Raw genomic sequence first — 25,957 nt, forward strand, 5'->3', positions numbered from 1 at the left:
TGGTATGGATATCGTCGTCGTCGGGGCAGGGAGCCTCGGCAGCCTCGTCGGTGGCCTGCTCGCCCGCGAACACGACGTGACGCTGGTGGGCCGTGAGCCACACGTGGGCACCATCTCCGAGGACGGACTCTCGGTCGTCGGAGCCGAAGAGTTTCGGGTCCACCCGAACGCACAGACGACAGTCCCACAGGGTGCCGACCTCGCGCTGGTGACGGTCAAGGCCCACGACACCGCCGCCGTTGCAGCGGACCTCGCGGACTGCACCCTTGACGCTTGCCTCTCGCTGCAAAACGGGATGGGCAACGAAGCGGAGTTAGCTGCCGAGGTTGACTGCCCGGTGCTGGCAGGGACGTGTTCCTACGGGGCACGACTTCGAGAGCCGGGCACCGTCGCGTTCACCGGCCGCGGCGAGGTTGTGCTGGGGGACCGCGACGGCGGCCGGTCCACAGTCGCTGACGAGGTCGGGTCAGCGGTCGGTGCGGCCGGCATCGAGACGACCGTCGCGGCGGATATGCCGGCCCGCCTCTGGGAGAAACTCGCGGTCAACGCCGGCATCAACGCGGTGACGGCCCTCGCCCGCGTGGAGAACGGCGCACTGGCCGATTCGCCGGCCGACGCCATCGCCGCAGACGCCGCCCGTGAGACGGCCGCCGTCGCCCGCGAACAGGACATCGACCTCTCCGACGAGCGTGCAGTATCGCTCGTCGAACGTGTCGTCGACGACACCGCCGCCAACCACTCGTCGATGTACCAGGACATCTCGGACGGCCGCCAAACGGAAATCGACGCCATCAACGGCTACATCGTGGCGACTGCGACGGCACCAGTCCCGGTCAACGAGACGCTTGCCGGGCTCGTCCGTACGTGGGAGCGACACCGCGAGCGGTAGGTTCTGGAATCACACAACGACTATATACACGTCTCCTATGTGTGTCTCACATGACTCCACAGACCGACAGAGCGCGGCTCGACGCGCCGCGTAGTGCTCCCAGCGGGACTGCTACTACAGCGAGGAGACCACTGGTATGACAGCGGACGACGCGGGTGGGAACCGAATTGTCGACTACGAACTGTTCGAGGTCCCGCCCCGCTGGCTGTTCCTGCGGCTGGAGACGGCCGACGGAACCGTCGGCTGGGGTGAACCAGTCGTCGAGGGCCGGGCACATACGGTACGCGCCGCCGTCGAGGAACTCCTCGACAGCTATCTCGTCGGCGAAAATCCCGAGACAATTCAGGACCACTGGCAGGCGATGTACCGCGGCGGCTTCTACCGCGGCGGCCCGGTCCTGATGTCCGCTATTGCCGGCATCGACCAGGCGCTGTGGGACATCAAGGGCAAGCAACTCGACACACCGGTCCACCAGCTGCTTGGCGGGCAGGCCCGCGACCGGATTCGGGTGTACCAGTGGATCGGCGGCGACGAGCCCTCGGACGTGGCCGACGCCGCCCGCGAGCAGGTCGAGGCAGGGTTCACGGCGCTGAAAATGAACGCCACGCCCGAAATCGAACGGGTCGACACTCCGGCGACGGTCGAGGCCGCCGCGACCCGGCTCCGGGAGGTCCGCGAGGCCGTCGGCCCCGAGGTCGACATCGGCGTCGACTTCCACGGCCGCGTGACGAAGCCGATGGTCAAGCGGTTGGCCTCGGCGATGGAACCGTACGACCCGATGTTCATCGAGGAACCGGTCCTGCCAGAGCACAACGACGCGCTGCCGGCGCTTGCCGCCCACACTGACATCCCCATCGCCACGGGCGAGCGGATGTACTCGCGGTGGGACTACAAGGAGGTGTTCGAGGACGGTGCCGTCGACGTGATTCAGCCCGACCTCTCACACGCCGGCGGCATCACCGAGGTGTACAAGATAGCCGCGATGGCCGAGGCCTACGACGTGGCGATGGCTCCACACTGCCCGCTCGGTCCGGTCGCGCTGGCGTCCTGTGTGCAGGTCGACGCCTGCTCGCCCAACGCGCTCATTCAGGAACAGAGCATCGACATCCACTACAACGAGGCCGCCGACGTGCTGGACTACCTCGCAGACCCGTCGGTGTTCGACTACGAGGACGGCTTCGTCACTGTGCCCACTGACCCCGGCTTGGGCATCGAAATCGACGAGGCGTTCCTCCGGGAACAGTCCCAGCAGGAGGTCGACTGGCACAACCCCGTCTGGCGACACGACGACGGCAGCGTCGCCGAGTGGTAGGCCGGCGGCGATTCCACCGCCATGCTCCCTCGCCAGTGACTGTGTGGGACACAGCACGGAACGCACTAAAGGAAAGGGCTCATATCCCGCGCCCGACACGTATCTGTATGGCCTCCTCAACGTCGTGGAAGCGCGATTTCGCGAGCGGCCTTATTATCCTGTTACCGCTGCTGGTGACGGTGTACGTTATCATCTATCTCTACTCTATCCTCGCGTCCGCGGCGGTTATCCCGGCGATTGACGCCGAACTGCTAGCGGCGCTCGGGCTCCCCTCGGGAACGTCGTCTGTCGAACTCGCTCGGGTGTTTACGACGCTGATTATCTTCATCCTCATCGTGTTCTCCATCGGGTACCTGATGCGGACGGCCTTCGGCGACATCGTCGAACGGGCCATCGACGACGCAATGAATCACGTCCCCGGACTCCGGGTGGTGTACAACGCTTCGAAGATGGCGGTCGAGACGGCTGTCGGGGGAACCGAAGACCTTCAGGCGCCGGTGAAACTCGAAGTGTGGGACGGGATGCGGATGACGGCGTTCAAAACGGGACAGACCACCGATGACGGCCGCGAGGTGCTTTTCCTGCCGACCGCACCGAACATCACGACCGGCTACGTCGTCGAGGTCGAACCACACCGCTACGAAGAAATCGACGAGCGCGTCGAGGAAGCGCTGACGCGCATTCTCAGCGCCGGCTTCGGCGACACGGACCGCAGCAACGCCACGCCGATTCCGGTCGCCGACGAGGACGACCTCGCGGACGACTGACCGCGCCGCTCACCCCGCTCTCAGACGTAGTGGAACCATTCTTCGCGGTTGCCGCTCTCGATGACGTCGAAGAAGGCCGACTGGATGTCGTCGGTGACCGGCCCTTTCGTCCCCTCGCCGATCTCGTTGTCGTCGACGCTCCGGATCGGCGTGACCTCCGCCGCCGTCCCAGTGAAGAACAGTTCGTCGGCGGTGTACAGTTCGCCACGGGAGATGGTCGCTTCCTCGTGGACGGTGTAGCCCATTTCTTCGGCGAGCGTGATGGCGGTGTTGCGGGTGATGCCTTCGAGGATGCTCTCGGCCAGACCGGGCGTGTATATCTCGTCGTCCCGGACCATGAAGATGTTCTCGCCCGGCCCCTCGGCGACGTTCCCCTCCTTGTTCAGGACGATGGCCTCAGTGTAGCCGTTGCGGCGGGCCTCCTCGCCGGCGAGCATACTGTTGACGTACAGGCCGGTCGTCTTGATGTTGGTCGGGATCTGGCTGGAGGCGTGCTTGCGCCAGGACGACACCATCACGTCGACGCCCTCCTCCAGCGCTTCCTCGCCGAGATACGCGCCCCACGGCCACGCTGCAATAGTTGTCTTCGTCGGGCAGTCTTTCGGGCTCACGCCGAGCGAGTCGAAGCCGTAGTAGACGATGGGGCGGATGTAACACGACTCGAACCCTTCCGTCTCGATGAGTTCGGTCGTCGCCTCGGTGAGTTCCGCCTTGCTGAACTCGATATCGAGGTCGTAGGGCTTGGCTGATTTGTACAGGCGGTCGAGGTGCTCCTCCCAGCGGAAGATGGCCGGTCCCTGCTCGGTGTCGTAACAGCGCACGCCCTCGAAGACGCCGGTGCCGTAGTGCAGCGCGTGCGTGAGGACGTGGGTCTGTGCGTCCTCGAAGTCGACGAACTCGCCGTCCATCCAGATACGGTCGGTCCCCTCGAACATCTCCGGACGGTCGCTCATCGCACGATCCCTCCGCTGAGTCGACAGTCGCGATGCCCGCGGGTGGTGCCTCCTGCAGTCTCGTCGTGTGTCATATCTACCCCATTGATTCCCGTGGTTAAGAGTGTTGACGGTCCACGAGAGAGCGCCCTGCTCCGATCAGGGTCGCGCTCATTCAGCCGGGAACGCCAGTCCGCGTCTCACCGCATGCTCCCGGTCTCGCCGGCGCGGACGACGACCGTATCCGCGACGATGTCTCCGAGCCGTTGCTTGCGGTCTGTGACGAGCACGGCGACGATGCCGATAAGGTAAAACGCCGGCAGCGCGTCGACGATGCGAAGCACAGTCCGTATCGCTGCCGGCCCGTACTCGATTGGGTCGCCGTCCTCCGTCACGACGACGATGTCGAGGGCCATCTTTCCGACCGTCTGACCGTACGTTCCTTCGAGGTAGATGTAGTAGCCAAAGCCGATGACGAGTCCGAACAGGCTTCCAAGGAATGCGAGCCGAACCTGCGCTAAGATGCCGCTGATGACTGACGAGACGATGGCGATAAGCACGATGTCGATTATTATTGCGCCAATCCGCCGCCCGATCACGTCGCCTTCCGTGCCCATCTCGGGTGCTGGGCGTTCAAACCAAGCCATACGCACAGAATGACATGCCACTGATATAAATCTGGGTCAGACATCGCGTATCTCTACAACAGAGGCCAGTACACGCCTTTTCGGTCAATTACTGCCGAGACAGATCTCCGTTGCCGTCAGTCGAACCGCTCTAGCAGGCTCGCACCCTCGACGTAGACCAGCCCCTCCCGGTCGGCGTAAGCCCGCGCCGCTGCCGGGGGCAACGCTGCACCCGTCTCGTCGTCCAGCATCTCACAGACGACGGCGGCCTCCGGCAGGTCGGCCGCGTCGGCGAGTTCGAGCGCGAGTTCGGTGTGGCCCTCGCGGTCAGAGAGGCCATTGGGGGCCGCCCGGAGAAGGTGAACGTGGCCCGGCGACCGGAAGGCATCGCTGAAGGCCTCGGGGTCGGGGTCCGTCGCGGCGGCGGCCAGTTCCTGAATCGTCAGCGAGCGGTCCTCGTCCGTGATGCCGGTGAAGGTGTCGCGGTGGTTCACCGTCAGCGAAAACGAGGAGCGCTCGTCGTAAGCGAGGTCGTGGTCGGCCGCTGTCGGGTGGTCGAGCACCTCCTGCATGAACGGCAGTTCGAGCGCGTCGGCGACGCGGTCGGAGAGGGCAACACAGACGAGGCCGCCGGCGTCGTTGCGCATCCGGGCGACGGCCTCGGGGCTGACGGCCCCGGCCGGGTAGACGAGGTCGGTCTCGCCTTCGCGGTCGGCGGCGTCGTGGATCAGCACTGGCTCGCCGCGGGCGAAGGCGGCGACGGCGTCAGCCACGCTGTCGGCGTCGACGGCGGCGTCCTCACTCCGAGACATGGACTATCACCTCGTCACCGTCTGCCAGTTCCAGCACCTCGCGGAGCTTCTCGGGCGCGATGACTTCGAGTTGCTCCTCCCCGTGGTGGGTCCGCTCGGGCGCGATGACGTGGGCCGGCTCGTACTCGCCGTCGCTGCCCTCTATCGAGGCGGGGTAGCAGTACGCGGGGCCGTAGGTCCGCTCGTCGTCCTCCCAGCCCTCGATGGTGACCGGCTCGATAGCGCTCATCCGCGCCCGCTTGCGGACGCTCTCGGCCGTGAGTTCGAGGTTGAGCGTGCCCGCGAACGGCTCGTACCCCAGCCGCTCGATGAACTGCTCCATGTAGCCCGGCAGCGTGATGTAGTGTCGTCCCTCCCCCATCCCCGAGGTGACGACCCCGGTCAGGTCGACGCTGGCGTCGGCCTCGAAGATGCGCCGGTAGTCGGCGTACTCCGACTGGAGGCGGCGCTCGCCGTCGCCGGTCAGCTCCACCTCCTGTCCGTCGCTGACCATGTCCCGAGAGAGAAAGCCGGCGTCTTCGAGTCGCTGGAGCCGCCGCGAGGCGGTCTGGTTCGACGCGTCCAGCCGGTCCCCGAGGTCGGCACAGGACACTTTCGTCGGCTCGTCGAGCGCGCCGTCGAGGGCGAGCAGTTTCAGCGTCGCCAGCTCGTCCCGACCGACGCCCTGTCCCGTTGATTCAGCCATACGCCGACGTAGGGAGTCGTGCCGGATAAGCATACCGAAGGTGGAATGCATCCCACTTTTGGAACGGCTAGAAACTATTTCGGCGTTGGTAACGGGAGCGTACCACTGTTTGGGCCGGACACAACTTAAACTGCCGTCTAACACGTTCAAATCTATCACACTGTTGTGATGACGCTGTCTCGTTTGCGATACAGTCAGTACTCCACGAGTGCGTCCCGCTCCCAGAACTCGCTCGACTTCTCCAGTTTCGGGACCCACGTGTTCTCGTCCTCGGCGAGCATCGCCACGCGGGAGTCTTCGACCTCTTTCAGTACGTCGTGGTCGGGGAGGTACTCACTCATCTTTCGCGTGAACTCGCGGACCTCGCTGTGGTCGGGCATCGAGTCCCGGTCGAGGCGGCCCCGCGAGTGGCCGACGTGCATGTACGCCTTCATCTCGACGAAGTCCGCGTCGGCCCGGTCGCACATCGCCGCGTACCACTCGGGGTGGTGCATGTTGTGGCCCTTGACAAGCGTCGTCCGGATGACGGTGCGGGTGTCGCCTTTCTCGGCCAGCACGTCCAGCGTGTCGATGAGCGAGTCCCAGGCGTCGTCCTCCATGGCTTGCACCGTCGAATCGAACGTCCGGCGGTCGGCGGCGTCGACAGAGACGTACAGCTGGGTCGGGTCACACCGCTCCAGCATCTCCGTGTTGGTCCCGTTCGAGACGAGGAACGTGGTGATGTCGCGGTCGTGGAACTCCTCGATGAGTTCCGGCAGGTGCGGGTAGAGAGTCGGTTCGCCGTCCAAGGAAATAGCGACGTGGCGCGGCTCCATTGCCTGTTCGAACACCTCGCGCGGGACTTCGTCGTTGCCGCCAAAGCCCGACAGCAGTTTCCGCTGGAGTTCCACGGAGGCGTCGGCGACCGCCGCGGGGTCGTCCCATTCCACGTCGCCGAGTTCGTAGGCGTGGCCGGCGTGGTCGCGCCAGCAGAACACGCACCGCTCGTTGCATTTCACCACCGGCGTCATCTGAATGCAGCGGTGGGACTCGATGCCGTAGAAGATGTACTTGTAACACTTCCCCTCCCCACGCAGGGCGTTTTTGGTCCAGCCGCAGGTCTGGGCGGCCGTGTGGTTCTCGCTGTGGTAGGCCGGATCCGAGACCTGCTTCGGACCGCCGTCGGCGTCACTCATTGGACACTGATTCAACAGCCAGCGGCAAAAACTCCCGGATGTTGCGCGTCAGCAGCGATGCTTCGGGACCGCGGTGCGCTTATGTCAGTTTGACGATGGGGTTGCTCATGTGGTGGCCGACGACGTTGCCATTTTCCATGATCCGGTCGTAGCCATCGTCGTCAACTTCGATTCGCGTTTCGCTGTCTTTCTGCATCAGATAGAGTGTTTCGCTCATACATCTGTGGATGCCCCTGATACGCAAGACAAGAACTACTAGGTGTATAGATACGCGCTGCGATGGATGCTATATGTATCAAACTGCACCGGAAATGTACTTCAGCCGGAAGATTTTGGGGGTTCGATGTTGAGTGTACTAGTATGGGTGTAATTGACACGGTCTCCGAGCTGTTTGGCTCCGGAGGTCGACACTACAGGTTCCGCTGTGATGACTGCGGGACCGAGTTCGCACAGCGTGCGGCGACGGTCGAGGACCTGACCTGTCCGGAGTGCGGCGCTGGGTCGGTACAGCCCGCGGAAGCGGCGTGAGGCCGGGTGTCAAACGGACCGGCCGCGTCAGCGGCCCAGGTCGTAGAAGTCGTCGTTCGGGCGGATGTCGGCGAGCTGTGCCAGCCGGTTTGAGAGGTTGAAAAAGGCGGCGACGCTGCCGATGTCCCAGATGGCGCGGCGGCTGTAGCCGTGTTCCGCCAGCCGTTCGAGGTCCGCGTCCTCGATGCGGGCGGGCGACTCAGTCAGTTTCACTGCGAAGTCGAGCATCGCCCTGTGGGTCTCGTTGATATCGGCTGTCCGGTGGTTTGCGGCAACCTGTTCGGCGAGCTTGGGCGCGTCGGCGTAAATCCGCAGGAGCGCACCGTGGGCGACGATACAGTAGAGGCAGTCGTTGACGCCGCTGACGGCGACGATTATCATCTCGACTTCCTCGCGTTCCAGCTCAGTCTCCTCGACCAGCGCGTCGTGGTACGCAAAAAAGGCCCGGAAATGCGAGGGACGGTACGCCATCGCTGGGAAGATGTTCGGTGTGAAGCCGGCGCGGTCGGTCTCCTCCTTGATGCGGTCCTGCAGGTCTTCGGGGAGGTCGTCGATGTCCGGGGTATCGAACCGTCTCATCACTGTATCGGAGTCTGCCATACCACCTGTCCGTCCGGCCTCGGCTTGAAAGTTAGTTGCCTGTCAGGCCATGGCCGGTGAGAGCTGGTGTATAGCTCTTGCGGGGCCGTGGCACAAGGTCGAACAGCCACGCTGGCTCTTTCGTCAGACGACACGACGAGTCAGATGCATGTCAACGACGACAGAAACGACGCGAACGTACGATCTCGGTACCGGCAACTGGAAAGCCGGCGTGCTCGGCGGCATCGCCGGGAGCGCCGTCATGGGGGCGCTGATACTGGTGATGAATCCCCCGACGCTCGCCGTCGCAATCCCGTCGCTGTACGGGCTCGCACCGCCGCCGAGCCCGGCTGCTGGTCTCGTTGTCCATCTCTCGCACGGCGCTGTGCTTGGCGTGCTGTTTGCCGGACTGGCGAGCCTGCTCCATCTGGAGTCGTCCGGGAAACTGCTTGGACTCGGCGTCGGCTGGGGCGTCGCCACCTGGGCGCTCTTCGCCGCGCTTCTGATGCCAGTCTGGCTCGGTGCAGTCGGCTCGCCGGCCTCGCCGCCGTTCCCGAACTTCGCGCCGCCGTCGCTGCTGTGGCACGTCGTCTACGGCGGTGTCCTCGCGGTCGTTTACGCCGCGACCATGGACCGCATCTGAGGCCCAACCTGAGCCGTCGCGGTCGCCGCTACTGCTCCTGAAACACGGTCCACTGTTTCTCGCTGGTTTCGGCGTCGGCTATCGCTTCGACCTTCTCACGCTGCAGGTCGTCCAGCTGTGCCGTTGCCAGCCGAACCCACGACAGGAACTCCTCGCGGAGCCGCTCTCGCACGACTTCGGGCGGCTGTGGCGTATAAACGTACACGTGCCCGCCCTCCGTCCTGATCCGTCGGCGCTTCTCGACGACACCGAGGTCGGCAAGATGGTTGAGATGCCGCGCGACGACGCTCCGGTCGTAGCCGATCTGCTCGGCCAACTCCGCCACGGTCAGCTCCCCGCCTTCCATCACGCAGAGGCAGATGTCCAGTTCGGTGCCGGACATATCGAAGACGGTCTTGAGCAGGGTTTCGAGCGACGGCTCGCTGACTGCTGCCGCCTCTGTCTCGGTCGCTGCCATCGGCTCGCCACAGCACTCCGGACGATTGTCGCCGATGCCGACGCTACCGCAGGTCCCACACTCGAACAGCCGCGGTCCCTCAGCGGGGGGTGTCATACGACGGGGTACTCGCCCCGCCGATAGAAAGTTCAGGTATGGTCGGGGTAACTGCGGGCCGTGAGTTCGCCCCCGTGAGAGAGATGTTAGTCCAAAGGTCTAAGCCCTCCCGGGACCGAATACGAGTCACTATGAGCACTGACACAGAGGACGCCAACGACCTGCGCGAGCGAATCACGAACTTCCTGCGCCGCAACTTCCCCCAGATCCAGATGCACGGCGGGAGCGCGGCCATCGAGGAAATCGACCGCGAGGAAGGCAGCGTCACCATCCGCCTCGGCGGCGCCTGTTCCGGCTGTGGCATCTCGCCGATGACCATTCAGGCCATCAAGACGCGCATGACCAAGGAGATTCCGGAAATAAACGAGGTCACCGCCCGAACCGGAATGGAACAGCAGGAAGGGATGTCCGGCGGCAGCGGTGGCATGAGCCCCTCCTTCCCCGGCGAGTCCCGCGGCGGCGACGTCGGCGGCGACGACGACGAAGGCCCCGAAGCGCCGTTCTGAGGCCAGTTCTCGATCTTTTTTTAGATTCGTGGCTAGCAACGGGTGTAGGCACGCCCGTGTCTACACCGGGTCTGTGTCTACTGTCACCACCCGCACAGCAGCGAGTCACACAGATTAAGACGACGGGGGCAGACGGCGGGGATATGGAGACGGTCGACACAGTCGTCTGGGCGCTGTGGGCGATGTTGCCGGCGTACGTCCCGAACAACGCCGCGGTGCTCGCCGGCGGCGGCAGACCGATAGACGGTGGCCGAACGTGGAGCGGGCGGCGAGTGCTGGGCGACGGCAAGACCTGGCGCGGGACGCTCGTCGGCACCGCCGCGGGAACGGCCCTCGCGCTCGGCCTCACTCAGGTCGGGCCCGCCGTGAGCGCCGCGCTGGGAACGGACCTGCCGGCGTTTCCGTTCCGCGCGGGACTGGGCCTCGCCTTCGGCGCGATGCTCGGGGACATCGGCGCGTCCTTCCTCAAGCGCCGCACGGGCCGGGAACGCGGGGCCGCGTTCCCCGGCTTAGACCAGCTGGATTTCGTCGTCGGGGCGTTGCTCTGTGCCTTCGTGGCCGCCCCGTCGTGGTTCACCGAGACGTTTCCCCTCCCGGTGCTCGTCGTCGTCGTCGTCGCGACGCCGGTGTTACACGTCGTCACCAACGGCATCGCCTACCTGCTCGGGCTGAAAAACGAGCCGTGGTAGGCGACCCGTAGACCTACGTGCCAGCGCACGACGTCACTCGTGATGGCCCTGACCAATTCCCTCCCAGTCGTCAGCCGCGCCCCGCCGACCGTCCGACGCGCGACGGCCGCCGGCCTGCTCTGTACTGCGCTCTTCCTGCCGGCCATGTACGTCCTCCTGCACGCGTACCTGGTGCTCACGGTGAGCGTCGGCCCCGTCGACACGCTCCATCGACTGATAGACTTCGCCCTCGTCGCCGGGGGCGCGACGACGTTTCTCGCGGGGTTCGTCTCGCAGTTCCTCACTGAGACTCTCCTCGCCGAGACGCCCGCGTAGCGTCGAACCGACGAAGAAGTGCGTTTTTACGCGCAGACCGTGGAGTGTCGGGTATGACAACACGCGGGGAGACACTGCAACTGGCGACGCGGGGCTCTGACCTCGCGTTGCGGCAGGCGGCGACGGTTCGGGATTCGCTGAGCAGTCGCCGGCTGTCGGTCGAACTCGTCGAGGTGGAGACGACGGGCGACCAGATACGGGACGAACTCATCCACCGGCTCGGCAAGACCGGCGCGTTCGTCCGCAGCCTCGACGAGAAGGTACTGGAGGGCGAACTCGACGCGGCGGTCCACTCGATGAAGGACATGCCCACCGAACGCCCCGACCGCCTCGTCGTCGCGGCGGTCCCCGAGCGGGCCGCCGCCGAGGACGTGCTGGTGACGCCCGACGGCCGCTCGCTGGAGGAACTACCAGAGGGCGCGACCGTCGGCACGTCGAGCCTGCGACGCAAGGCGCAGTTGCTCGCCGAGCGCGAGGACCTCACCGTCGAGCCGCTCCGGGGCAACGTCGACACGCGCATCGCCAAACTGCTGGCCCCGTCGCTCCAGCGGGAACACCAGGAGCGCCACGAGGCCGAACAGGAGCGGAAGGGCAACGCCGGCGATCCCGACACCGACGAGGAAGAAGAACACCCCTACGACCGCACGGTCGAGGAGTGGTTCGACGACCTCACTGAATTCGAACGGCGGGCGATGGAGCGGGACCCGGACACCGAATACGACGCCATCGTGCTGGCGAAGGCGGGGCTCCACCGGGCCGGCCTCACGCGCTACGTCGGGATGTCAGACCTCGACCCCGACCGGTTTGTGCCGGCTCCGGGCCAGGGCGCGCTGGCGGTAACCGCCGTCGACGGCGACCTCGCGCTGGACATCAAGGACCGACTGGACGACCCCCAGACGCGCGTCGAGACGACCGTCGAGCGGACGATTCTCGAAGAACTCGGCGGTGGCTGTGTCGCGCCAATCGGTATCCACGCCCACCTGGAGGGCGGAGTCATCCACACACGAGTTCGCGTCCTCTCACAGGACGGCACAGAGGAGGTGTCGGTCGGCCGTGACATCCCGGCTGAGTACCACATCGACGCGGCACAGGACCTCGCAGCGGAACTCGCCGAACAGGGCGCTGACGACCTCATCGCCGAGGCCAAGCGGGACTCGACGGGCGCGGACGATGACGCTTCAACGGTGCGGGAGGACGACGAGGAATGACGGACGCTGCACCCGGCAAAGTGTACCTCGTTGGCTCCGGTCCCGGCGACCCGGACCTGCTGACGGTCAAGGCAAAACGCCTGCTGGAGGAAGCCGACGTGGTGTTGCACGACAAGCTCCCCGGCCCCGAAATCATCGGGATGATTCCCGAGGAGAAGCGCGAAGACGTGGGCAAACGCGCCGGCGGCGAGTGGACACCGCAGGAGTACACCAACGCCCGACTGGTCGAACTTGCAGAGGAGGGAAACACCGTTGTCCGACTGAAGGGCGGCGACCCGACGGTCTTTGGCCGCGGCGGCGAGGAACTGGCCCACCTCGTGGAGAACGACATCCCGGTCGAGGTCGTCCCCGGCATCACGAGCGCCATCGCCGGCCCCGAGGCCGCCGGCATCCCGGTCACGCACCGGGACTACACCTCCTCAGTCTCCTTCGTCACCGGCCACGAGGACCCCACGAAGGACGAATCCGCTGTCGACTGGGATGCGCTGGCCGCGACCGGCGGCACGCTGGTCGTCCTGATGGGCGTCGGCAAACTGCCCCAGTACACCGAGGCCCTGCGCGAGGCTGGCATGGACCCCGACACGCCCGTCGCGCTGGTCGAACGCGCGACCTGGCCCGACCAGCAGGTCGCCACCGGGACGCTCGACAGTATCGTCTCGGTCCGTGACGAGGCGGGCATCGAACCGCCCGCCATCACCGTCATCGGCGAGGTGGCCGGCGAGCGCGAGCGGGTGGTGGAGTTCCTGGAGGGGTACTGATGCGCGAGGAACCGCGCCTCCGCGTGGCCGCGTTTCGCCCGGCCGATGACCGCCTCGACGACGCGGTCGAACTCATCGAATCGCTCGGTGCTGACCCGGTTCCGGACCCGATGCTGGCGGTCGAACCAGCGGCGGCCGGCGACATCGACGGTGACGGCGACGACGGCCCGGTCACGCCGCGCACCGACGCCGACTACGTCGTCCTGACCAGCAAGACCGGCGTCGAACTCGCCGCCGAAGCCGGCTGGGACTCCGGCGAAGCGACGGTGTGTGCCATCGGCGAGTCGACCGCCGCGGCGCTCCACGAGGCTGGCTATGGCGTCGACATCATCCCCGCCGAGTACTCCTCGACGGGGCTGGTCGAGACGCTGGCCGGAGCGGTGGACGGCGCGCGGGTCGAAGTCGCCCGGTCGGACCACGGCTCGGCGGTGTTGACCGACGGGCTGGAGGCGGCCGGCGCGTACGTCCACGAGACCGTCCTCTACCGGCTTGTCCGGCCGCCCGAATCGGGCGAGTCCACGGAGCTGGCAGCAAGCGGTGACCTCGACGCGGCGCTGTTTACCTCCTCGCTCACCGTCGAACACTTCCTCGATGCGGCCGCCGAGCGCGGGGTCCGCGAGGCCGCCGTCGACGGACTGAACGAGGCGACCGTCGGCGCAATCGGTGAGCCGACGCGGGAGACGGCCGAGGCCGCCGGCATCGCCGTCGACGTCGTCCCCGAGCAGGCCGATTTCGAGGCGCTGACCTGCGAGACCGTCGAGGCGGCCGCTCCGACACACCACGAGTAACGTGACCGCGTGCGGCTCACTCCGCCGCTTCTCTGGTGGCCTCTCGGCTCTCAACCTCGGTCCGGAGCGTCGCCAGTTCGTTCTCGACGGCCCGCTCGCTGGAGAGTCGGTCGAGTTCCTGGTCGATGGAGTCGCCCTCGTCGAGGACGGATTCGAGGTCGCCGCTCGCTTCGAGTTCCTCCAGCGCGGCCGCGCGGGCCTCCATCTGCTCGGTGCGCTCCGTCGCGCGCTCGATGGAGCGGTGGACGTCGGCCATCGTATCGCCAGCGCCGGTAAAGGCCTCCGAGACCCGCGCCGACGCCTCGGCGGCCTGATAGCGGGCCTTCATGGTCTCTTTCTTCGTGCGGAACTGCTCTATCTGGCTACTGAGCTCGGCCCGCTTGCCGACTAGCCGGTCCTGTGTTTCCTGCAGGTCGTCTATCTGTCCCGACAGCTCCGAAATCTGGCTGACGTTGACCTGCTTTTTTTCCAGTGCCCGGCGTGCGAGGTCCTCACGGCTCTCCTGCAGGGCGGCCCGGGCCTGCGTGTCGTGTTTCTCGACGTTGGACCGCAGCCGCTGGCGGTGTATCTCCAGGCGTTTCTTCTGGGTCGTCACGTCAGCGATGCCGCGGGTCACGTCCTGTAGTTCGTCCCGCATCTGTTCGTAGGAGTAGTCCAGTTCCGCCGCCGGGTCCGACGTGCGGTTGAGCAGGGCGTTGAGCTTGGCCCGGACCGCGAACGCGAACCGCCGGAGCAGGCTCATCGCGCCCGCTCCCGACCGCCTGCGGCTCGAATCGGTCCCGACCGTGGCTCGGCTGTGACAGCGTGCATGTCCTCTCGTATGATTGACACCGTTATAATAACAGGGTGCCACCCGGTGCGATACGCGACTGCGCGGCGAAATCGGGAGACAGTCGCGGCGATTCGACCGTCGCGCCGGCCCCCACCGAGCGACCGCACGTCTGAACGTTTTTATCCCGGAGCGCACCAATCTCCGGTACGATGACTACGACCGGCCCCGTTCCGGCGCTCGCTGATCGCGCGGCCGCCTGTGCCGACCGACTCCGGGCGGCCGAGCGCGTCCTGCTCGCGTCCCACATCGACGCCGACGGGCTGACCAGCGCCGCCATCGCCACCGCGGCGCTATCGCGGGCCGGTATCTCCGTCGAGACCGTGTTCAAGAAGCAACTCGACGCGGCCGAAATCGAGAGCATCGCGGTCCGCGAGTACGACACTGTCCTGTTCACCGACTTCGGCTCGGGCCAGCTCGACGTCATCTCCGAGCACGTCGCCGCGGGCGACTTCGAGGCGGTCGTCGCCGACCACCACCAGCCGTCGGACCCGGCGGACTGCCACCCCGACGCCGTGGTCGACACCGACGGCTACGCCGACTTCGAGACCCACCTCAATCCGCTGCTGGAAGGCATCGACGGCGCGTCGGAGCTTTCCGGTGCTGGCGCGACGTACGTCCTCGCCCGCGCGCTCGCGGCCGACGACACCGACAACCGCGACCTCGCCGCGCTCGCGGTCGTCGGCGCGGTCGGGGACATGCAGGCCGTCGGCGGCGAACTCGTCGGAGCCAACGCCGGCCTCGTCGAGGAGGGGGTCGACGGCGGCGTCCTCGAAGAGGGAACCGACCTCTCGCTGTACGGCAAACAGACCCGGCCGTTGCCGAAACTGCTCGAATACGCCACCGAAGTGCCGATACCGGGCATCTCGAACGACCAGGCCGGCGCGACCCGGTTCCTGGAGGGGCTCGGGGTTGACCTGAAGACCGACGGTGACTGGCGGACGTGGGCAGACCTTTCTGACGACGAACGCCAGACTGTCGCCAGTGGGCTGGTCCAGCGTGCCGTCGAGCGCGGCGTCCCGGCAGACAAGATCGAGACGCTCATCGGCACGACCTACACGCTGACCACGGAGCCGCGCGGGACGGAACTCCGGGACGCAAGCGAGTTCTCGACGCTCCTGAACGCCACGGCCCGCTACGAGCGGGCAGACGTGGGACTGGCGGTCTGTCTCGGCGAGCGCGATGCGCCACTTGAACGGGCGCGGACGCTGCTGTCGAACCACCGCCGGAACCTCTCGGAGGGACTCACGCTCGTCAAGGAGCGTGGCGTCACGCAGGCCGGCTCGGTCCAGTGGTTCGACGCCGGCGACGCTATCCGCGAGACTATCGTCGGCATCGTCGCCGGGATGGCGCTGGGGACCGACGGCGTCGACTCGGACAAGCCGATTATCGCGTTTGCCAGTACTGACGAAGACGAGACGAAAGTGTCATCTCGGGCGACCGGCCCGCTGGTGGGCCGGGGCGTCGACCTGTCGGTCGTGATGCGCGACGCCGCTCAGTCCGTCGGTGGTGACGGCGGCGGGCACGACATCGCGGCGGGCGCGACCATCCCGGCCGGCGAGGAGTCGGCGTTTATCGAGGCTGCCGACGAGATTATCACCGACCAAGTATCGTAATCGAAACGTATCAAACCGCGCGGTAGTGAGACTGACGACGCTGTCACCAGTATCAGCAATAAAAGCTATACGTCCGCTTCTCCGAACACCCCACGATGGACTCTCGGGGCCTGTTCGATATTGCACTCGTCATCGTTGCCGGCCTGCTAGCCTACACTGAGACGTTCGGGTTTGCGAACCCGCGGACGACGCTACAGGAGATTATCGCAGCTATTGCCGGACTGGACATCCGCGTCTTTCTCGTCATCGGTGGCATCTTCGGCATCTGTTTCGTCGCGTACCTCACGATGTATCTCCCCCGGAAGGACGCACGCACGATACAACGCTGAACATCGGGCCATCTTTATCCCCAGCCCCGTACCGTTCTGGCAATGACAGAGTTCGATCCCGAGAAGTTCGAAGACAAGTACGCGAACTACTTCCCGGAGCTCCAGAAGGCCTACAAGAACGCCTTCGAGCGGATGAACGACACGTACGACTCTGAGCTGGTCCACGCTATCGACCAGCAGATCCTCAACGAGTCGGAGCCGTTTTATGATGACGGCGAGTTCAGCGTCGAACTACCCGAGGACCCGACGGAGCGGCTCTCAGCGGTCATCGTCGACGACGAGAAACTCGACGCCGTGCTTTCCGAATATCTCGACGAGATCGAGCGCGAACTGCACCGCGTGTTCGATCTCGACGACTGACTGCAGTCGCCGCGGTTCGGCGGTACCTGTCTACCAGTACTTCCAGCGAAAACGCGTGGTGATGTCTTACTCGTCGGACATCACAGTCTCGTTCGGGTCGGGCGCTGGGGTGGCATCCGGTTCGGACGGCAGTACACCGCCGCTGCCTGTTCCAGCACCGGGGAGCGAGCCGCCAGGTCCAGAATTACCCGATTCTGGGGGCCGCGGTGCGTCTGCGGGTGATTTTTCGCCTGTGACGAGGAAGTCAAGCAGATTTCCGACCAGTTGCTCGTTGTCGGCCCGGTAGAGGAACTCCTGCGTGAACACGCTCGTATCACCAACGGTGGCGACGTTCCCCGAGCGGGCAACGACGCCGTACGTGTCCTGTCGCCGGGTCTTCGAGAGCGTTGTCTGTTCCGTCGTCGTGAGTGCGGTGTCACCGCCCTGAACGGGGATCGCGGCGTAGAAGACCGCTCGGTCGACGCCCTCGGTGAGTTCCGTCTCGCCCGTCGGCGTCGCGTAGACGTTCTGGTAGTTCGTGTCGTACTCGTGCATATTGTACAGGTAGCCGTTCCCGTACGAGAGGCCGTACTGGCTCGCCAGTGGGGCCATCGGCTTGGTTACGCTATCCGACCGAATCGGGCCGAACAGTCCCAAGCCGGCGGGACTCGCCTGTGACGGCTCGTTCAGCAAGAGCACGCGACCGCCCGCATCGCTGAACGCGGAGAGGCCGTTCAGTTCGCTCTTGGTGTAGCGCTGTTCTGCGCCGAGAACAACGAGGGCGTCAGCCGAGCGGAGGGACTCGTTGAGTGGGCTCCCGCTCTGTCGCTCACCGACGTGGTAGCGGACCGTCGCTCCGTTCTCGGTCAGGGTCGAGACGAGCGGCGTGAGCGCTTCGCGGTCGATATCACCGGCGTGAGCGACATCGATAACGACGACCTTCCCGGACGCGTCGGCCGACATCGAGAGTTCACCGCTCTCGTCTGCCGGCGTTGCGACGGACTCGCCGCTGTTGAACGACGGGGCGTTCACCTGGGACACATCTGGGGCTGATTGTGCGCCGCCACCAATCGCGACGGTGCCGACAATCACCGACAGGACGAGTATCCCAGCGAAAAACCCTGCTCGGACGACTGGACTCGAACGTGAGCTATCGGCTGACATTTCAGGCACCTCCCTGTGCGGTACTGTTGTAGACGACCTGTTGATTCTCCGGCGTGCCGTATATCATGAGGAAGTGGACTGTGTCGACGCCCTGGAACGTGTACGGTGCGCCCTCGGCGACGACGGTCGCGTTCCCACCGGCTTCACTCCCGCCGGCGAGGAGGAACAGCCCTTGTGGGTCCGCGGGGTTGTGGTACACGACCTGATATTCCGAGAGGCCAGCAGCGTCGGCTGCACCGGCTATCGCGGCTTCGAGTCCGCCGACTTCATCTGCGTAGCCGGTCTGGACCGCGCGACCGCCCTGATACGCCGAGGCTTCGGCGACAGTCTCTCGGGAGACGTTGAGCCTGTCACCGCGTTCGGTCATGACCGCACCGACAAAGGCTCGTTTCATCGACTCGAGGCTGGCGTAGTACTGGTCCCGTGTCATCCCTCGATGGGCCTTGTCGGGGCCAGTAGTGGCGGCGGGGCTCAGTCCGTCACTCGGTGCGGTTCCGATGACGCCGACGTGGCCGACGAGGCTGGCCGGCGTCACGTAGATGCGGTCGCTCGGGACCGCGGTGTAGTACGCGCCGGAGGCGGCGTACTGGTCGACGCTCGTGTACACCGGCTTCTCCGCTGCGAGCCGCTTGACGGCCAGATACATGGACTCACTGGAGGCGGCGCTTCCCCCGGGACTCGATATCCGCAGGACGACCGCTTCAACTGACTCGTTGCTGCGGAGTTCACGGAGCTGCTGTACCGTGTCCTGTGAGCTAGAACTGGAAATCGTTTCGTCGATATTCACTACAGCGACGTACTGTTCGTCACCCTCGGCGACCGACGCCGCATACGGTACGACGGCGGCACCAATGAGAATGGCAATAACCGCAAGTACCGTATATGATTGGAGGGCAGTCGCGACCCGTCTATCGATTGGGTTGTTCATACGACAACATCGATTCGCTGTCACGTCGGACTAATAAAAGCATAGCCTGAACTGCTGGCCCAGAAGTCGCCATCCCGGAACGACATGGGAAGTTTCCTTACTATCGACCTGTAACCGGCGACTATGGACCAACGAAAGCCGCCAGCCACGGAAGAGGGCTGGTACGCGCTGCACGACTGCCGGAGCATCGACTGGGACGCCTGGCGCGAGGCCCCCCAGCGAGTCCGCGACCGTGCGCTCTCTGAGGGTATCGGCTTCCTCGACGCCTACGAAGCCGTTGAAGACGCCGACGAGGGCCAGACGGCGGTGTACACCGTCATGGGCCACAAGGCCGACATCATGATCCTCCACCTGCGGCCGACGATGGGCGACCTCGACGCGGCCGAACGGCACTTCGAGCAGACGGAGTTCGCCGCCTTCACCGAGCAGGAATTCTCCTACGTCTCCGTGACGGAGGCGTCGGGCTACACCGAGAAGTCCCGCGAGTACTTCGAGGGCGAGGTCGACGACGACTCTGGGCTGGCCCAGTACATTCAGGCTCGGCTCCACCCCGACGTGCCTGACGAGGAGTTCGTCTGTTTCTACCCGATGAGCAAGCGCCGCCAGCCCGACCAGAACTGGTACGATACGTCCTTCGAGGAGCGGGCGGCCCACATAAAACGGCACGGCGATATCGGCCGCGGCTACGGCAGCGAGGTGAGCCAGATGATAGCCGGCTCCATCGGCTTTGACGACTGGGAGTGGGGCATCACGCTCTGGAGCGACGACATGCGCCACATCAAAGAACTGCTGACCGAGATGCGCTTCGACCCCTCGACCTCGCAGTTCGCAGAGTTTGGTCCCTTCTACGTCGGCCGGAAGTTCGACCCGTCCGAGTTGCCGGCCGTTCTGGCTGGCCAGCGGGTGCCGACCGACGACGAGTCGGTTCCGGAGACGCCGGCGGATGTTGCGGAACACGAGCATGTGCCCACCGACACCGGCGCGAGTCACGGCCACGGCGAAGAGCCAGCGGCAAGCGGTGCACAGACGGGGGTACACGCCGGTGGAGACACCGACAGCCACGGCGGGACCCATCCCGGAAGCGCCGGCGAAGGTGACCACCCCCACGCCGAGGAGTCGTCCGACGAGGACGCGGATTCCGGCAGTAGCTCGGGCGGCCGGCCTGACGTTTCGGCCGACTTCGAAGAGATAGACGACGCCGCACAGCGACTCGGCCGGCTGGGGCTGCACGAGGGCGACGCGTATGACGCCGGCGACTACGCGCTGGTGTTCCATTCCTCGGCCGATGCGGAGGACATCGTCGACGACGTATCCGACCTCGAGAGTAACTTCGACCACTACGACCGCCACGTCCGGACGGCTGTGCGCGCCGACAGCGGGCAGACCTACGTTGTCAGTATCTGGACGGCGAAAGACGCCGCCGAGACGGCAGCCGGGTTCCTGAAAGACATCGACGGCGTTGACGAACAGCTCGGCGGCTCCCTCGGCGAAGGGGCCGCAAGCGAAGAGACCGAGGACGGCAGTGACGCCCAGACCGCAGAGTCATCGCAGTCTATCCGCGAAACGCTCGAATCGGCGGGCGTCTACGCCGGACAACCACACGGTGAGGACGTGTACGCTCTCGTGGTGTACTCCGAAGCCGACGCCGAAACGCTCGACGCGGAAGTCGCGGACCTCCGGAGCGCGTTCGACCGCTACGACACCCACGTCCAGACGACAGTGTATGGCGATTCCGACGGCAACCTCTCGGCCGTCGCATCGCTATGGGGCACTGAGGACGCCGCACAGACCGCCAGCGACTACCTCACCGACCTGCCCGGCGTCGTCGGCCGCCACGGCGAGGGCGACGGGTTCGGGACGATGGGGATGTTCTACACGGTCAAGCCCGAGTTCCACGACGACTTCGTCGAGAAGTTCGACACGGTCGGCGGCCTGCTCGAAGAGATGGACGGCCACCGCGAGACCTCGCTGCTGTTCAACCACGACGACGAGAACGACATGTTCATCGCCAGCCAGTGGGACTCACAGGAGGACGCGATGGCCTTCTTCCGCTCCGACGACTTCTCGGAGACGGTCGACTGGGGCCGTGACGTGCTGGCCGACAGACCGCGGCACGTGTTCCTGGCCTGACGACCGGCCGTCAGTCCACTTCTCCGCTACTCGGCGACAAGCCGCCAGAACTGTAGTTCGCCACCGTCGTTTTCGACCCGGGTCGCTCGTCGTAGTCGTTGCCTGGCATAGCCTGCGCTATCCTGGACTGAAAGGCAAGAGAATAGCAGCGGTGTTTCTACCCGTCTTAGTCGTCGTCTTCGGTCGTCGTCCGGTCGATGTCCTTCTCGCCGAAGTAGATCTCCGCGCCGTCCTGTGCCACCTTCTCGGCGAGGACGGCGCATTTCACCCGCATCGGCGAGATGTCGACGCCGAGCATCTCCGTGATGTCGTCGCGGTCCATCGCCTCCAGGTCCTCGACCGCCATCCCAGCCAGTTCCTGTGAGAGCATCGACGCGGAGGCCTGTGAGATGGCACAGCCGTCGCCTTGGAAGGCGACCCGCTCGATGGTCTCCTCGTCTTCGTCGAGGACGACGTCCATCCGTATCTCGTCGCCGCACATCGGGTTCTCGCCGACGTGGGTGAACGTGGGGTCCTCGATTTCCCCGTAGTTCCGGGGGTTCTTGTAGTGATCGAGGATCTGCTGCCGGTACATATCCGAGCCACCGATACCCATAATTGAGCTATGATACGGCTGTCAGTCGGAAAAGGGTTCCGAGCCACCGATACCCATAATTGAGCTATGATACGGCTGTCAGTCGGAAAAGGGTTCCGAGCCACCTTTTTCTGCGTCGGGTTCGAGTCGCGCTCTCCGAGCGCGTTCGAACCACGTCTGGAAAAACGTGGTCTTGCTGAGCAGCGCGAAGCAAGGCTCGAAAGACGAGCAAAGCGAGTCCTTCGGTGGCGAAAGAGGCCGGACGCTCACTTCGTTCGCGTCCGGGGGAAACCGCGCGCCGAGGGCGCGCGATAGAGATTGATTACGCGAACAGCTGACGCGCGTCGTCGATAGCCTCAACCAATTTATCCACTTCCTCGCGCGTGTTGTAGATGTAGAAGGACGCACGCGCAGACGCCGGGACACCCATCTTGTCGTGGAGCGGCTGGGTGCAGTGGTCGCCGGCGCGGATGGCGACGGCGGAGTCGTTGAGAATCGAGGAGAGGTCGTGGGCGTGGACCGAATCGAGGTTGAACGCGACCAGACCACCCCGTGCCGTCCCCGCGGGCGGGCCGTACGTCTCCACGTCGCCCTCTGCTTGGAGCTGTTCCAGCGCGTACTCGGCGAGCTGTTCCTCGTGGCGCTGAATCCGTTCCATGCCGATGTCGTCGAGGTAGTCACAGGCCTCCGCCAGCGCGATGCCCTGGCAGATGACCGGCGTTCCGGCCTCGAACTTCCAGGGGAGGTCGTTCCAGGTGGCGTCCTCGAAGGTGACCTTCTGTATCATCTCGCCGCCGTAGAGGTACGGCTCCATCTCTTCGAGAATGTGCTTTTTTCCGTAAAGAACGCCGATACCGGTCGGACCGGCCATCTTGTGGCCCGAAAACGCGAGGAAGTCGGCGTCGATGGCCTCCACGTCGACCGGTCGGTTCGGCACCGACTGGGCGCCATCGACGAAGATGTAGGCGTCATGGTCGTGGGCGATGTCCGCCAGTTCTGAGACGGGGTTGACTGTCCCGAGCGTGTTCGAGACGTGGACGACGCTGACCATCGCGGTGTCGTCGGTGATGAGTTCGCGGGCGTGGTCCATGTCCAGCGTGCCGTCCTCCTCGACGCGGATGTACCGACAGGTCGCGCCGGTCTTCTTGGCGATCTGCTGCCAGGTCACCAGCGAGGCGTGGTGTTCCATCTCCGTGAGCACGACCTCGTCCTCGGGGCCGAGTTCGTTCAGGCCCCAGGCGTAGGCGACGAGGTTCTCGCTTTCGGTGGTGTTCTTGGTGAAGATGATCTCCTCGCGCTCGCCCGACGCGCCGATGAACTCGGCGACGCGGTCGTGGGCGTCCTCGTAGGCGACGCTGGCCTCCTGGCTGAGCTGGTGGAGGCCGCGGTGGACGTTGGCGTTCGTCGTCCGGTAGTAGTCAGCGATGGTCTCGACGACGGGTTCGGGCGTCTGCGTGGTGGCTGCGTTGTCGAGATACACCACTTGTTCGCCGCCGAATTCGCGCTGGAGGATGGGGAAGTCCTCGCGGATACGCTCCACGTCCAGTAGTTCAGATTCAGCGTGTCCCATTACTTCTGTTCAAGGGCTCAACAGGCAACATTCCTTCGGTTCACCTAGAACTCTTTCCACCCGGTAGCGGCCGTTCCTCGCCCTATTCGGAGTCAGACTCGGACACGGATGTGGCGGCCATCGCGTGTTGTTCCCGGTAGGTCTCCAGCAGGTAGTTGTCCCAGACGAGGTCCCCGAGGACGTGGGCGTACAGGACGAGGGCGGTAAACAGCGATAGCGGCTCGGAGACGAGCCAGAGGCTCCCGACCGCGAGACCGCCGATGAGGTGGTGGCTGAGGAGCCGCTGGAGCGGCCAGAGGTCCTGCGGGCCGAAAATTTTGTCTTGGTCAAGCAGCACAATTTTTGGATTCCGGAGGCAGCGGCGGAGCGCGGCCCAGTCTCCGCTCTCCAGTCGAGCCACGGCGAAGTGGTCGACGTCGATGGCGACGCCGACGACGACCGCATAACCGACAGCGGCCCACCAGGGGAGCGAAAGGGGCAGGACGACAACGCCAGCGGCCCCGACGGCCGCGGAGACGATGGCGTGGTCTCGAGAATACATACGTACCCCTGTCGACGGGCGTGTGCAAAGACTGTCGGGGTCGGGCGTGCGGTGGCGCTACATCCAGAGCAGTTGCGCGTGGCGCGTCTCGCCCAGATCGAGGACGTTCTCCTCGTCGACGAAGCCGTGTTCGACAGCGACGCTGACGGCGTCGTCGCCGACGATGTTGGCGACCGAACACCGGGTGAGGCTGTCGACAATTTCGTCTTCGGTAGCCGTTTCGCCGCCGTAGAACTCCTCGTTGACGGTGAGTGACACGGGGCCGTTCTCGAACGTTTCGCCCATGATGTCGGGGTCACAGACGGAGACGAGCAGCCCCTCGTCGGTGTCGCGTTCGTTGAGTATCATTCAAGCAGTTGCTGTTCGGCCTCCTCGCGCATCTCGTCGACTTCCTCGGCCAGCTCCTCGGCGCGGTCGAACTCGCCGACCTCTTCGAGGGCGCGGGCCTTCTCTTCGAGCACGTCGGCGTTCCGGAAGCCGAGTCGGACCGCGTTGTCGAAGGCGTCGATGGCCTCGTCAGCCAGCCCGCGTTCGAGCAGGAAGAAGCCGCGGTTGTACCAGCCCTCGCCGAAACGGGGGTCGATTTCGACGGCGCGCTCGGCGTGTTCGAGCGCCTGCTCGGAGCGGCCCGATTTCCACAGCGCGTACGCGAGGTTCGTCTCCGCCGTGGCGGCGTGATCGGACTCCTCGTCGAAATTGAGGGCTTCCTTGTACGCGCCGATAGCGGCGTCCCACTCCTCGAGTTCCGCGTGGGCCGCGCCCTTGTTCGTCCAGGCTTCCTGTTTGAGCCGCTCGTCGTCCGTGTACTGGGCGACGCGCTCGAACGTCTCGGCGGCCTGTTCGTGACGGTTGATGTGCATGTACTCCAGCCCGACATCGAGCAGCTGCTCGGGGTCGACGGCGTCGGAGGAGATGTTCCGCTGGTCCAGCAGGTCAGTGACGACACGGGAGTCGACGGGGTCGACCTTGTCCGGGTCGACCTCGAACTCCGGGGGTTCGAGGTCAAACCCCTCGTAGGGGTCGTCGAACCCCTGCCCCTCGGAGAAAGCGTGGTCGTCGTCGTGGTCTGTCATGCCTCCTGATTGACGGCCAATCCGGTTAAGGGCTACGTCCACGGCTCGTGAAGATATAGGTGTCCTGCGGTCGAATTCCCGGATATGCGGGACCCACTGGCAGTAGACGCGTTGCTCGTCTTCTCCGGGGGTGTGTTCGCGGTCGTCGGCTGGGCTGTTATCTCTTCGAACGAGGTTCCGCTGTCACTGCCCGCTGCCGGAGCGGGCGTCGCTGGAACGGTCGTTCTGGCGGCTCTCGTCGGGCAGTACTACGCGCAGCTATCGGGGTTCTGGCGCTGGGTGTCCAGTCCGGCAGAGACGCTCCGAGAACGAGCACGGGTGGGTCTCCTGCTCGTGGCGGCCATCCTCGCTCGGCTCTCCCTCACACTGCTGCCCGACACCGCCGTCCCCGCTCTCTCCGGCATCGCGGTCGCAATGGTCGCTCTGGGGCTCGGACACAGTCTCTGGCGGTGGTATACGGCCCCGGAGCACAGCAGCCACTGACCCGTCGTAGCTTTCTTGCGGACACGACCGGAACCGCTAGCTATGGCCAAGCGCCTGTTCGTCAGCGTCGACCTGGACGGGCTCGAAGACGCGGTTGCGAACGTACAGGCACGCTTCGACGGGGTATCGGGTCTTCGACTGACCGACCCCGAACAGGCTCATATCACGTTGAAGTTCCTTGGCGATACAGACCCGGACCGTGTCGGTGACATCGTCACCGCACTCGAAACCGCGGTCGAAGACAGCGGCATCGAGCCGTTCGAAGCCGAGTTCGGCGGTTTCGGCGTCTTTCCGTCGCTGTCCTATATCAGCGTTGTCTGGGTTGGCGTCCGCGAGGGCCAGGGTGGCACGAGACTGACTGCGCTGCACGACGCTATCGAAGAGAGGACCGCCGCGATGGGGTTCGAGCCGGCGGACCACGAGTTCACACCCCACGCGACCGTCGCCAGAATGGACCATGCCGGCGGCAAAGAGACAGTACAGAACGCAGTCGAGAACGACGACCCCGACGTGGGTCGCCTGCTGGTCGAGGAAATCCGACTCAAGGAGAGTGAGCTGGGCCCCGACGGACCGACGTACCGGACCGTCGAATCGGTGCCGCTGTAAACGTGTGTCG

At 65.2% G+C, this 25,957-nt stretch carries 32 protein-coding genes; 17 read left to right on the top strand and 15 right to left on the bottom strand.

Translation table 11 applies throughout. From position 1 onward, the window contains the following. Positions 1–4: 4 nt before the first annotated feature. From BVU17_01560 to BVU17_01570, 3 genes are all read left to right on the top strand, one after another. Positions 5–889, top strand: a complete 885-nt coding sequence (locus BVU17_01560; protein AUG46268.1) for a 2-dehydropantoate 2-reductase — start codon at positions 5–7, stop codon at positions 887–889. Positions 890–1,025: 136 nt separating this feature from the next. After that, positions 1,026–2,201 (top strand): galactonate dehydratase, encoded by a 1,176-nt coding sequence (locus BVU17_01565; protein AUG46269.1) that lies wholly within the window; start codon positions 1,026–1,028, stop codon positions 2,199–2,201. Positions 2,202–2,308: 107 nt separating this feature from the next. Next, a complete protein-coding gene (locus BVU17_01570; GenBank protein ID AUG46270.1) occupies positions 2,309–2,968 on the top strand; it encodes a hypothetical protein in 660 nt (219 codons plus the stop codon). A 20-nt stretch (positions 2,969–2,988) separates the two neighbouring features. On the opposite strand, the gene BVU17_01575 is transcribed toward BVU17_01570, so the two are convergent. The 5 genes from BVU17_01575 to BVU17_01595 all read right to left on the bottom strand — a co-directional run bounded on the left by BVU17_01575 (position 2,989) and on the right by BVU17_01595 (position 7,198). Beyond that, complete coding sequence (locus tag BVU17_01575) at positions 2,989–3,921, bottom strand: branched chain amino acid aminotransferase (GenBank protein ID AUG46271.1); 933 nt, start codon at positions 3,919–3,921, stop codon at positions 2,989–2,991. A 179-nt stretch (positions 3,922–4,100) separates the two neighbouring features. Then, positions 4,101–4,517, bottom strand: a complete 417-nt coding sequence (locus BVU17_01580; GenBank protein AUG48808.1) for a hypothetical protein — start codon at positions 4,515–4,517, stop codon at positions 4,101–4,103. Between the two features lie 146 nt (positions 4,518–4,663). Beyond that, positions 4,664–5,338 carry a 3,4-dihydroxy-2-butanone-4-phosphate synthase gene (locus tag BVU17_01585; GenBank protein ID AUG46272.1) on the bottom strand — a complete coding sequence of 225 codons (675 nt, stop codon included), beginning with the start codon at positions 5,336–5,338 and terminating at the stop codon, positions 4,664–4,666. Continuing rightward, a complete protein-coding gene (locus tag BVU17_01590) occupies positions 5,325–6,023 on the bottom strand; it encodes a riboflavin kinase (GenBank protein AUG46273.1) in 699 nt (232 codons plus the stop codon). The genes BVU17_01585 and BVU17_01590 overlap by 14 nt, the downstream gene beginning before the upstream one ends. Before the next feature lie 194 nt (positions 6,024–6,217). After that, positions 6,218–7,198 (bottom strand): tRNA-modifying enzyme, encoded by a 981-nt coding sequence (locus tag BVU17_01595; protein AUG46274.1) that lies wholly within the window; start codon positions 7,196–7,198, stop codon positions 6,218–6,220. A 360-nt stretch (positions 7,199–7,558) separates the two neighbouring features. Here BVU17_01595 and BVU17_01600 point away from each other — a divergent pair, with 360 nt between their 5' ends. Next, on the top strand, positions 7,559–7,726 hold the full coding sequence (locus tag BVU17_01600) for a rubredoxin (GenBank protein ID AUG46275.1): 168 nt from the start codon (positions 7,559–7,561) through the stop codon (positions 7,724–7,726). A 27-nt stretch (positions 7,727–7,753) separates the two neighbouring features. On the opposite strand, the gene BVU17_01605 is transcribed toward BVU17_01600, so the two are convergent. Continuing rightward, entirely contained in the window at positions 7,754–8,326 is a 573-nt protein-coding gene (locus BVU17_01605) for an alkylhydroperoxidase (GenBank protein AUG46276.1), read from the bottom strand. Positions 8,327–8,474: 148 nt separating this feature from the next. Here BVU17_01605 and BVU17_01610 point away from each other — a divergent pair, with 148 nt between their 5' ends. After that, on the top strand, positions 8,475–8,948 hold the full coding sequence (locus BVU17_01610) for a histidine kinase (protein AUG46277.1): 474 nt from the start codon (positions 8,475–8,477) through the stop codon (positions 8,946–8,948). 28 nt (positions 8,949–8,976) lie between these two features. Here the strand turns inward: BVU17_01610 and BVU17_01615 are convergent, their stop codons facing one another. Beyond that, complete coding sequence (locus tag BVU17_01615) at positions 8,977–9,501, bottom strand: TrmB family transcriptional regulator (GenBank protein ID AUG46278.1); 525 nt, start codon at positions 9,499–9,501, stop codon at positions 8,977–8,979. Between the two features lie 131 nt (positions 9,502–9,632). Here BVU17_01615 and BVU17_01620 point away from each other — a divergent pair, with 131 nt between their 5' ends. The 6 genes from BVU17_01620 to BVU17_01645 all read left to right on the top strand — a co-directional run bounded on the left by BVU17_01620 (position 9,633) and on the right by BVU17_01645 (position 13,765). Then, entirely contained in the window at positions 9,633–10,007 is a 375-nt protein-coding gene (locus BVU17_01620) for an iron-sulfur cluster biogenesis protein NfuA (GenBank protein ID AUG46279.1), read from the top strand. A gap of 143 nt (positions 10,008–10,150) precedes the next feature. Then, positions 10,151–10,696: a hypothetical protein gene (locus BVU17_01625; GenBank protein AUG46280.1), complete on the top strand. Its 546-nt coding sequence runs from the start codon at positions 10,151–10,153 to the stop codon at positions 10,694–10,696. Positions 10,697–10,738: 42 nt separating this feature from the next. Then, entirely contained in the window at positions 10,739–11,011 is a 273-nt protein-coding gene (locus BVU17_01630) for a hypothetical protein (GenBank protein ID AUG46281.1), read from the top strand. A 53-nt stretch (positions 11,012–11,064) separates the two neighbouring features. Then, entirely contained in the window at positions 11,065–12,219 is a 1,155-nt protein-coding gene (locus BVU17_01635) for a porphobilinogen deaminase (GenBank protein AUG46282.1), read from the top strand. Next, positions 12,216–12,977 carry a uroporphyrinogen-III C-methyltransferase gene (locus BVU17_01640; GenBank protein AUG46283.1) on the top strand — a complete coding sequence of 254 codons (762 nt, stop codon included), beginning with the start codon at positions 12,216–12,218 and terminating at the stop codon, positions 12,975–12,977. The genes BVU17_01635 and BVU17_01640 overlap by 4 nt, the downstream gene beginning before the upstream one ends. Continuing rightward, positions 12,977–13,765 (top strand): uroporphyrinogen-III synthase, encoded by a 789-nt coding sequence (locus BVU17_01645; protein ID AUG46284.1) that lies wholly within the window; start codon positions 12,977–12,979, stop codon positions 13,763–13,765. The genes BVU17_01640 and BVU17_01645 overlap by 1 nt, the downstream gene beginning before the upstream one ends. A 16-nt stretch (positions 13,766–13,781) precedes the next feature. On the opposite strand, the gene BVU17_01650 is transcribed toward BVU17_01645, so the two are convergent. Further along, the gene (locus BVU17_01650) at positions 13,782–14,507 is read right to left on the bottom strand and encodes a phage shock protein A (GenBank protein AUG46285.1); all 726 of its coding nucleotides are present in this window, start codon (positions 14,505–14,507) and stop codon (positions 13,782–13,784) included. 239 nt (positions 14,508–14,746) lie between these two features. Between BVU17_01650 and BVU17_01655 the strand changes: the two genes are divergently transcribed. From BVU17_01655 to BVU17_01665, 3 genes are all read left to right on the top strand, one after another. Beyond that, positions 14,747–16,210, top strand: coding sequence for a recombinase RecJ (locus BVU17_01655; GenBank protein AUG46286.1), 1,464 nt, complete (start codon positions 14,747–14,749; stop codon positions 16,208–16,210). Positions 16,211–16,305: 95 nt separating this feature from the next. Next, entirely contained in the window at positions 16,306–16,539 is a 234-nt protein-coding gene (locus BVU17_01660; protein AUG46287.1) for a hypothetical protein, read from the top strand. Between the two features lie 42 nt (positions 16,540–16,581). Next, positions 16,582–16,899: a hypothetical protein gene (locus tag BVU17_01665; protein AUG46288.1), complete on the top strand. Its 318-nt coding sequence runs from the start codon at positions 16,582–16,584 to the stop codon at positions 16,897–16,899. Between the two features lie 66 nt (positions 16,900–16,965). Here the strand turns inward: BVU17_01665 and BVU17_01670 are convergent, their stop codons facing one another. After that, complete coding sequence (locus BVU17_01670) at positions 16,966–18,042, bottom strand: hypothetical protein (protein AUG46289.1); 1,077 nt, start codon at positions 18,040–18,042, stop codon at positions 16,966–16,968. A gap of 1 nt (position 18,043) precedes the next feature. Next, positions 18,044–18,970, bottom strand: coding sequence for a peptidase (locus BVU17_01675; protein ID AUG46290.1), 927 nt, complete (start codon positions 18,968–18,970; stop codon positions 18,044–18,046). Positions 18,971–19,093: 123 nt separating this feature from the next. Between BVU17_01675 and BVU17_01680 the strand changes: the two genes are divergently transcribed. After that, positions 19,094–21,100: a heme-dependent peroxidase gene (locus tag BVU17_01680; GenBank protein AUG46291.1), complete on the top strand. Its 2,007-nt coding sequence runs from the start codon at positions 19,094–19,096 to the stop codon at positions 21,098–21,100. Between the two features lie 166 nt (positions 21,101–21,266). Here BVU17_01680 and BVU17_01685 read toward each other — a convergent pair whose 3' ends face one another. The 5 genes from BVU17_01685 to BVU17_01705 all read right to left on the bottom strand — a co-directional run bounded on the left by BVU17_01685 (position 21,267) and on the right by BVU17_01705 (position 24,858). Further along, positions 21,267–21,695 (bottom strand): SUF system NifU family Fe-S cluster assembly protein, encoded by a 429-nt coding sequence (locus tag BVU17_01685; protein AUG46292.1) that lies wholly within the window; start codon positions 21,693–21,695, stop codon positions 21,267–21,269. 301 nt (positions 21,696–21,996) lie between these two features. Next, positions 21,997–23,244: a cysteine desulfurase gene (locus BVU17_01690; GenBank protein AUG46293.1), complete on the bottom strand. Its 1,248-nt coding sequence runs from the start codon at positions 23,242–23,244 to the stop codon at positions 21,997–21,999. An 82-nt stretch (positions 23,245–23,326) separates the two neighbouring features. Beyond that, entirely contained in the window at positions 23,327–23,785 is a 459-nt protein-coding gene (locus tag BVU17_01695) for a hypothetical protein (protein AUG46294.1), read from the bottom strand. 57 nt (positions 23,786–23,842) lie between these two features. Continuing rightward, on the bottom strand, positions 23,843–24,133 hold the full coding sequence (locus BVU17_01700) for a hypothetical protein (protein AUG46295.1): 291 nt from the start codon (positions 24,131–24,133) through the stop codon (positions 23,843–23,845). Continuing rightward, on the bottom strand, positions 24,130–24,858 hold the full coding sequence (locus BVU17_01705; GenBank protein AUG46296.1) for a hypothetical protein: 729 nt from the start codon (positions 24,856–24,858) through the stop codon (positions 24,130–24,132). The genes BVU17_01700 and BVU17_01705 overlap by 4 nt, the downstream gene beginning before the upstream one ends. 84 nt (positions 24,859–24,942) lie before the next feature. Between BVU17_01705 and BVU17_01710 the strand changes: the two genes are divergently transcribed. Both BVU17_01710 and BVU17_01715 read left to right on the top strand, forming a co-directional pair. Continuing rightward, positions 24,943–25,341: a hypothetical protein gene (locus BVU17_01710; GenBank protein ID AUG46297.1), complete on the top strand. Its 399-nt coding sequence runs from the start codon at positions 24,943–24,945 to the stop codon at positions 25,339–25,341. Between the two features lie 42 nt (positions 25,342–25,383). Continuing rightward, entirely contained in the window at positions 25,384–25,947 is a 564-nt protein-coding gene (locus BVU17_01715) for a 2'-5' RNA ligase (protein AUG46298.1), read from the top strand. Positions 25,948–25,957: the final 10 nt, after the last annotated feature.

Source organism: Haloarcula taiwanensis (assembly GCA_002844335.1).
Taxonomy (GTDB): Archaea; Halobacteriota; Halobacteria; order Halobacteriales; family Haloarculaceae; genus Haloarcula; species Haloarcula taiwanensis.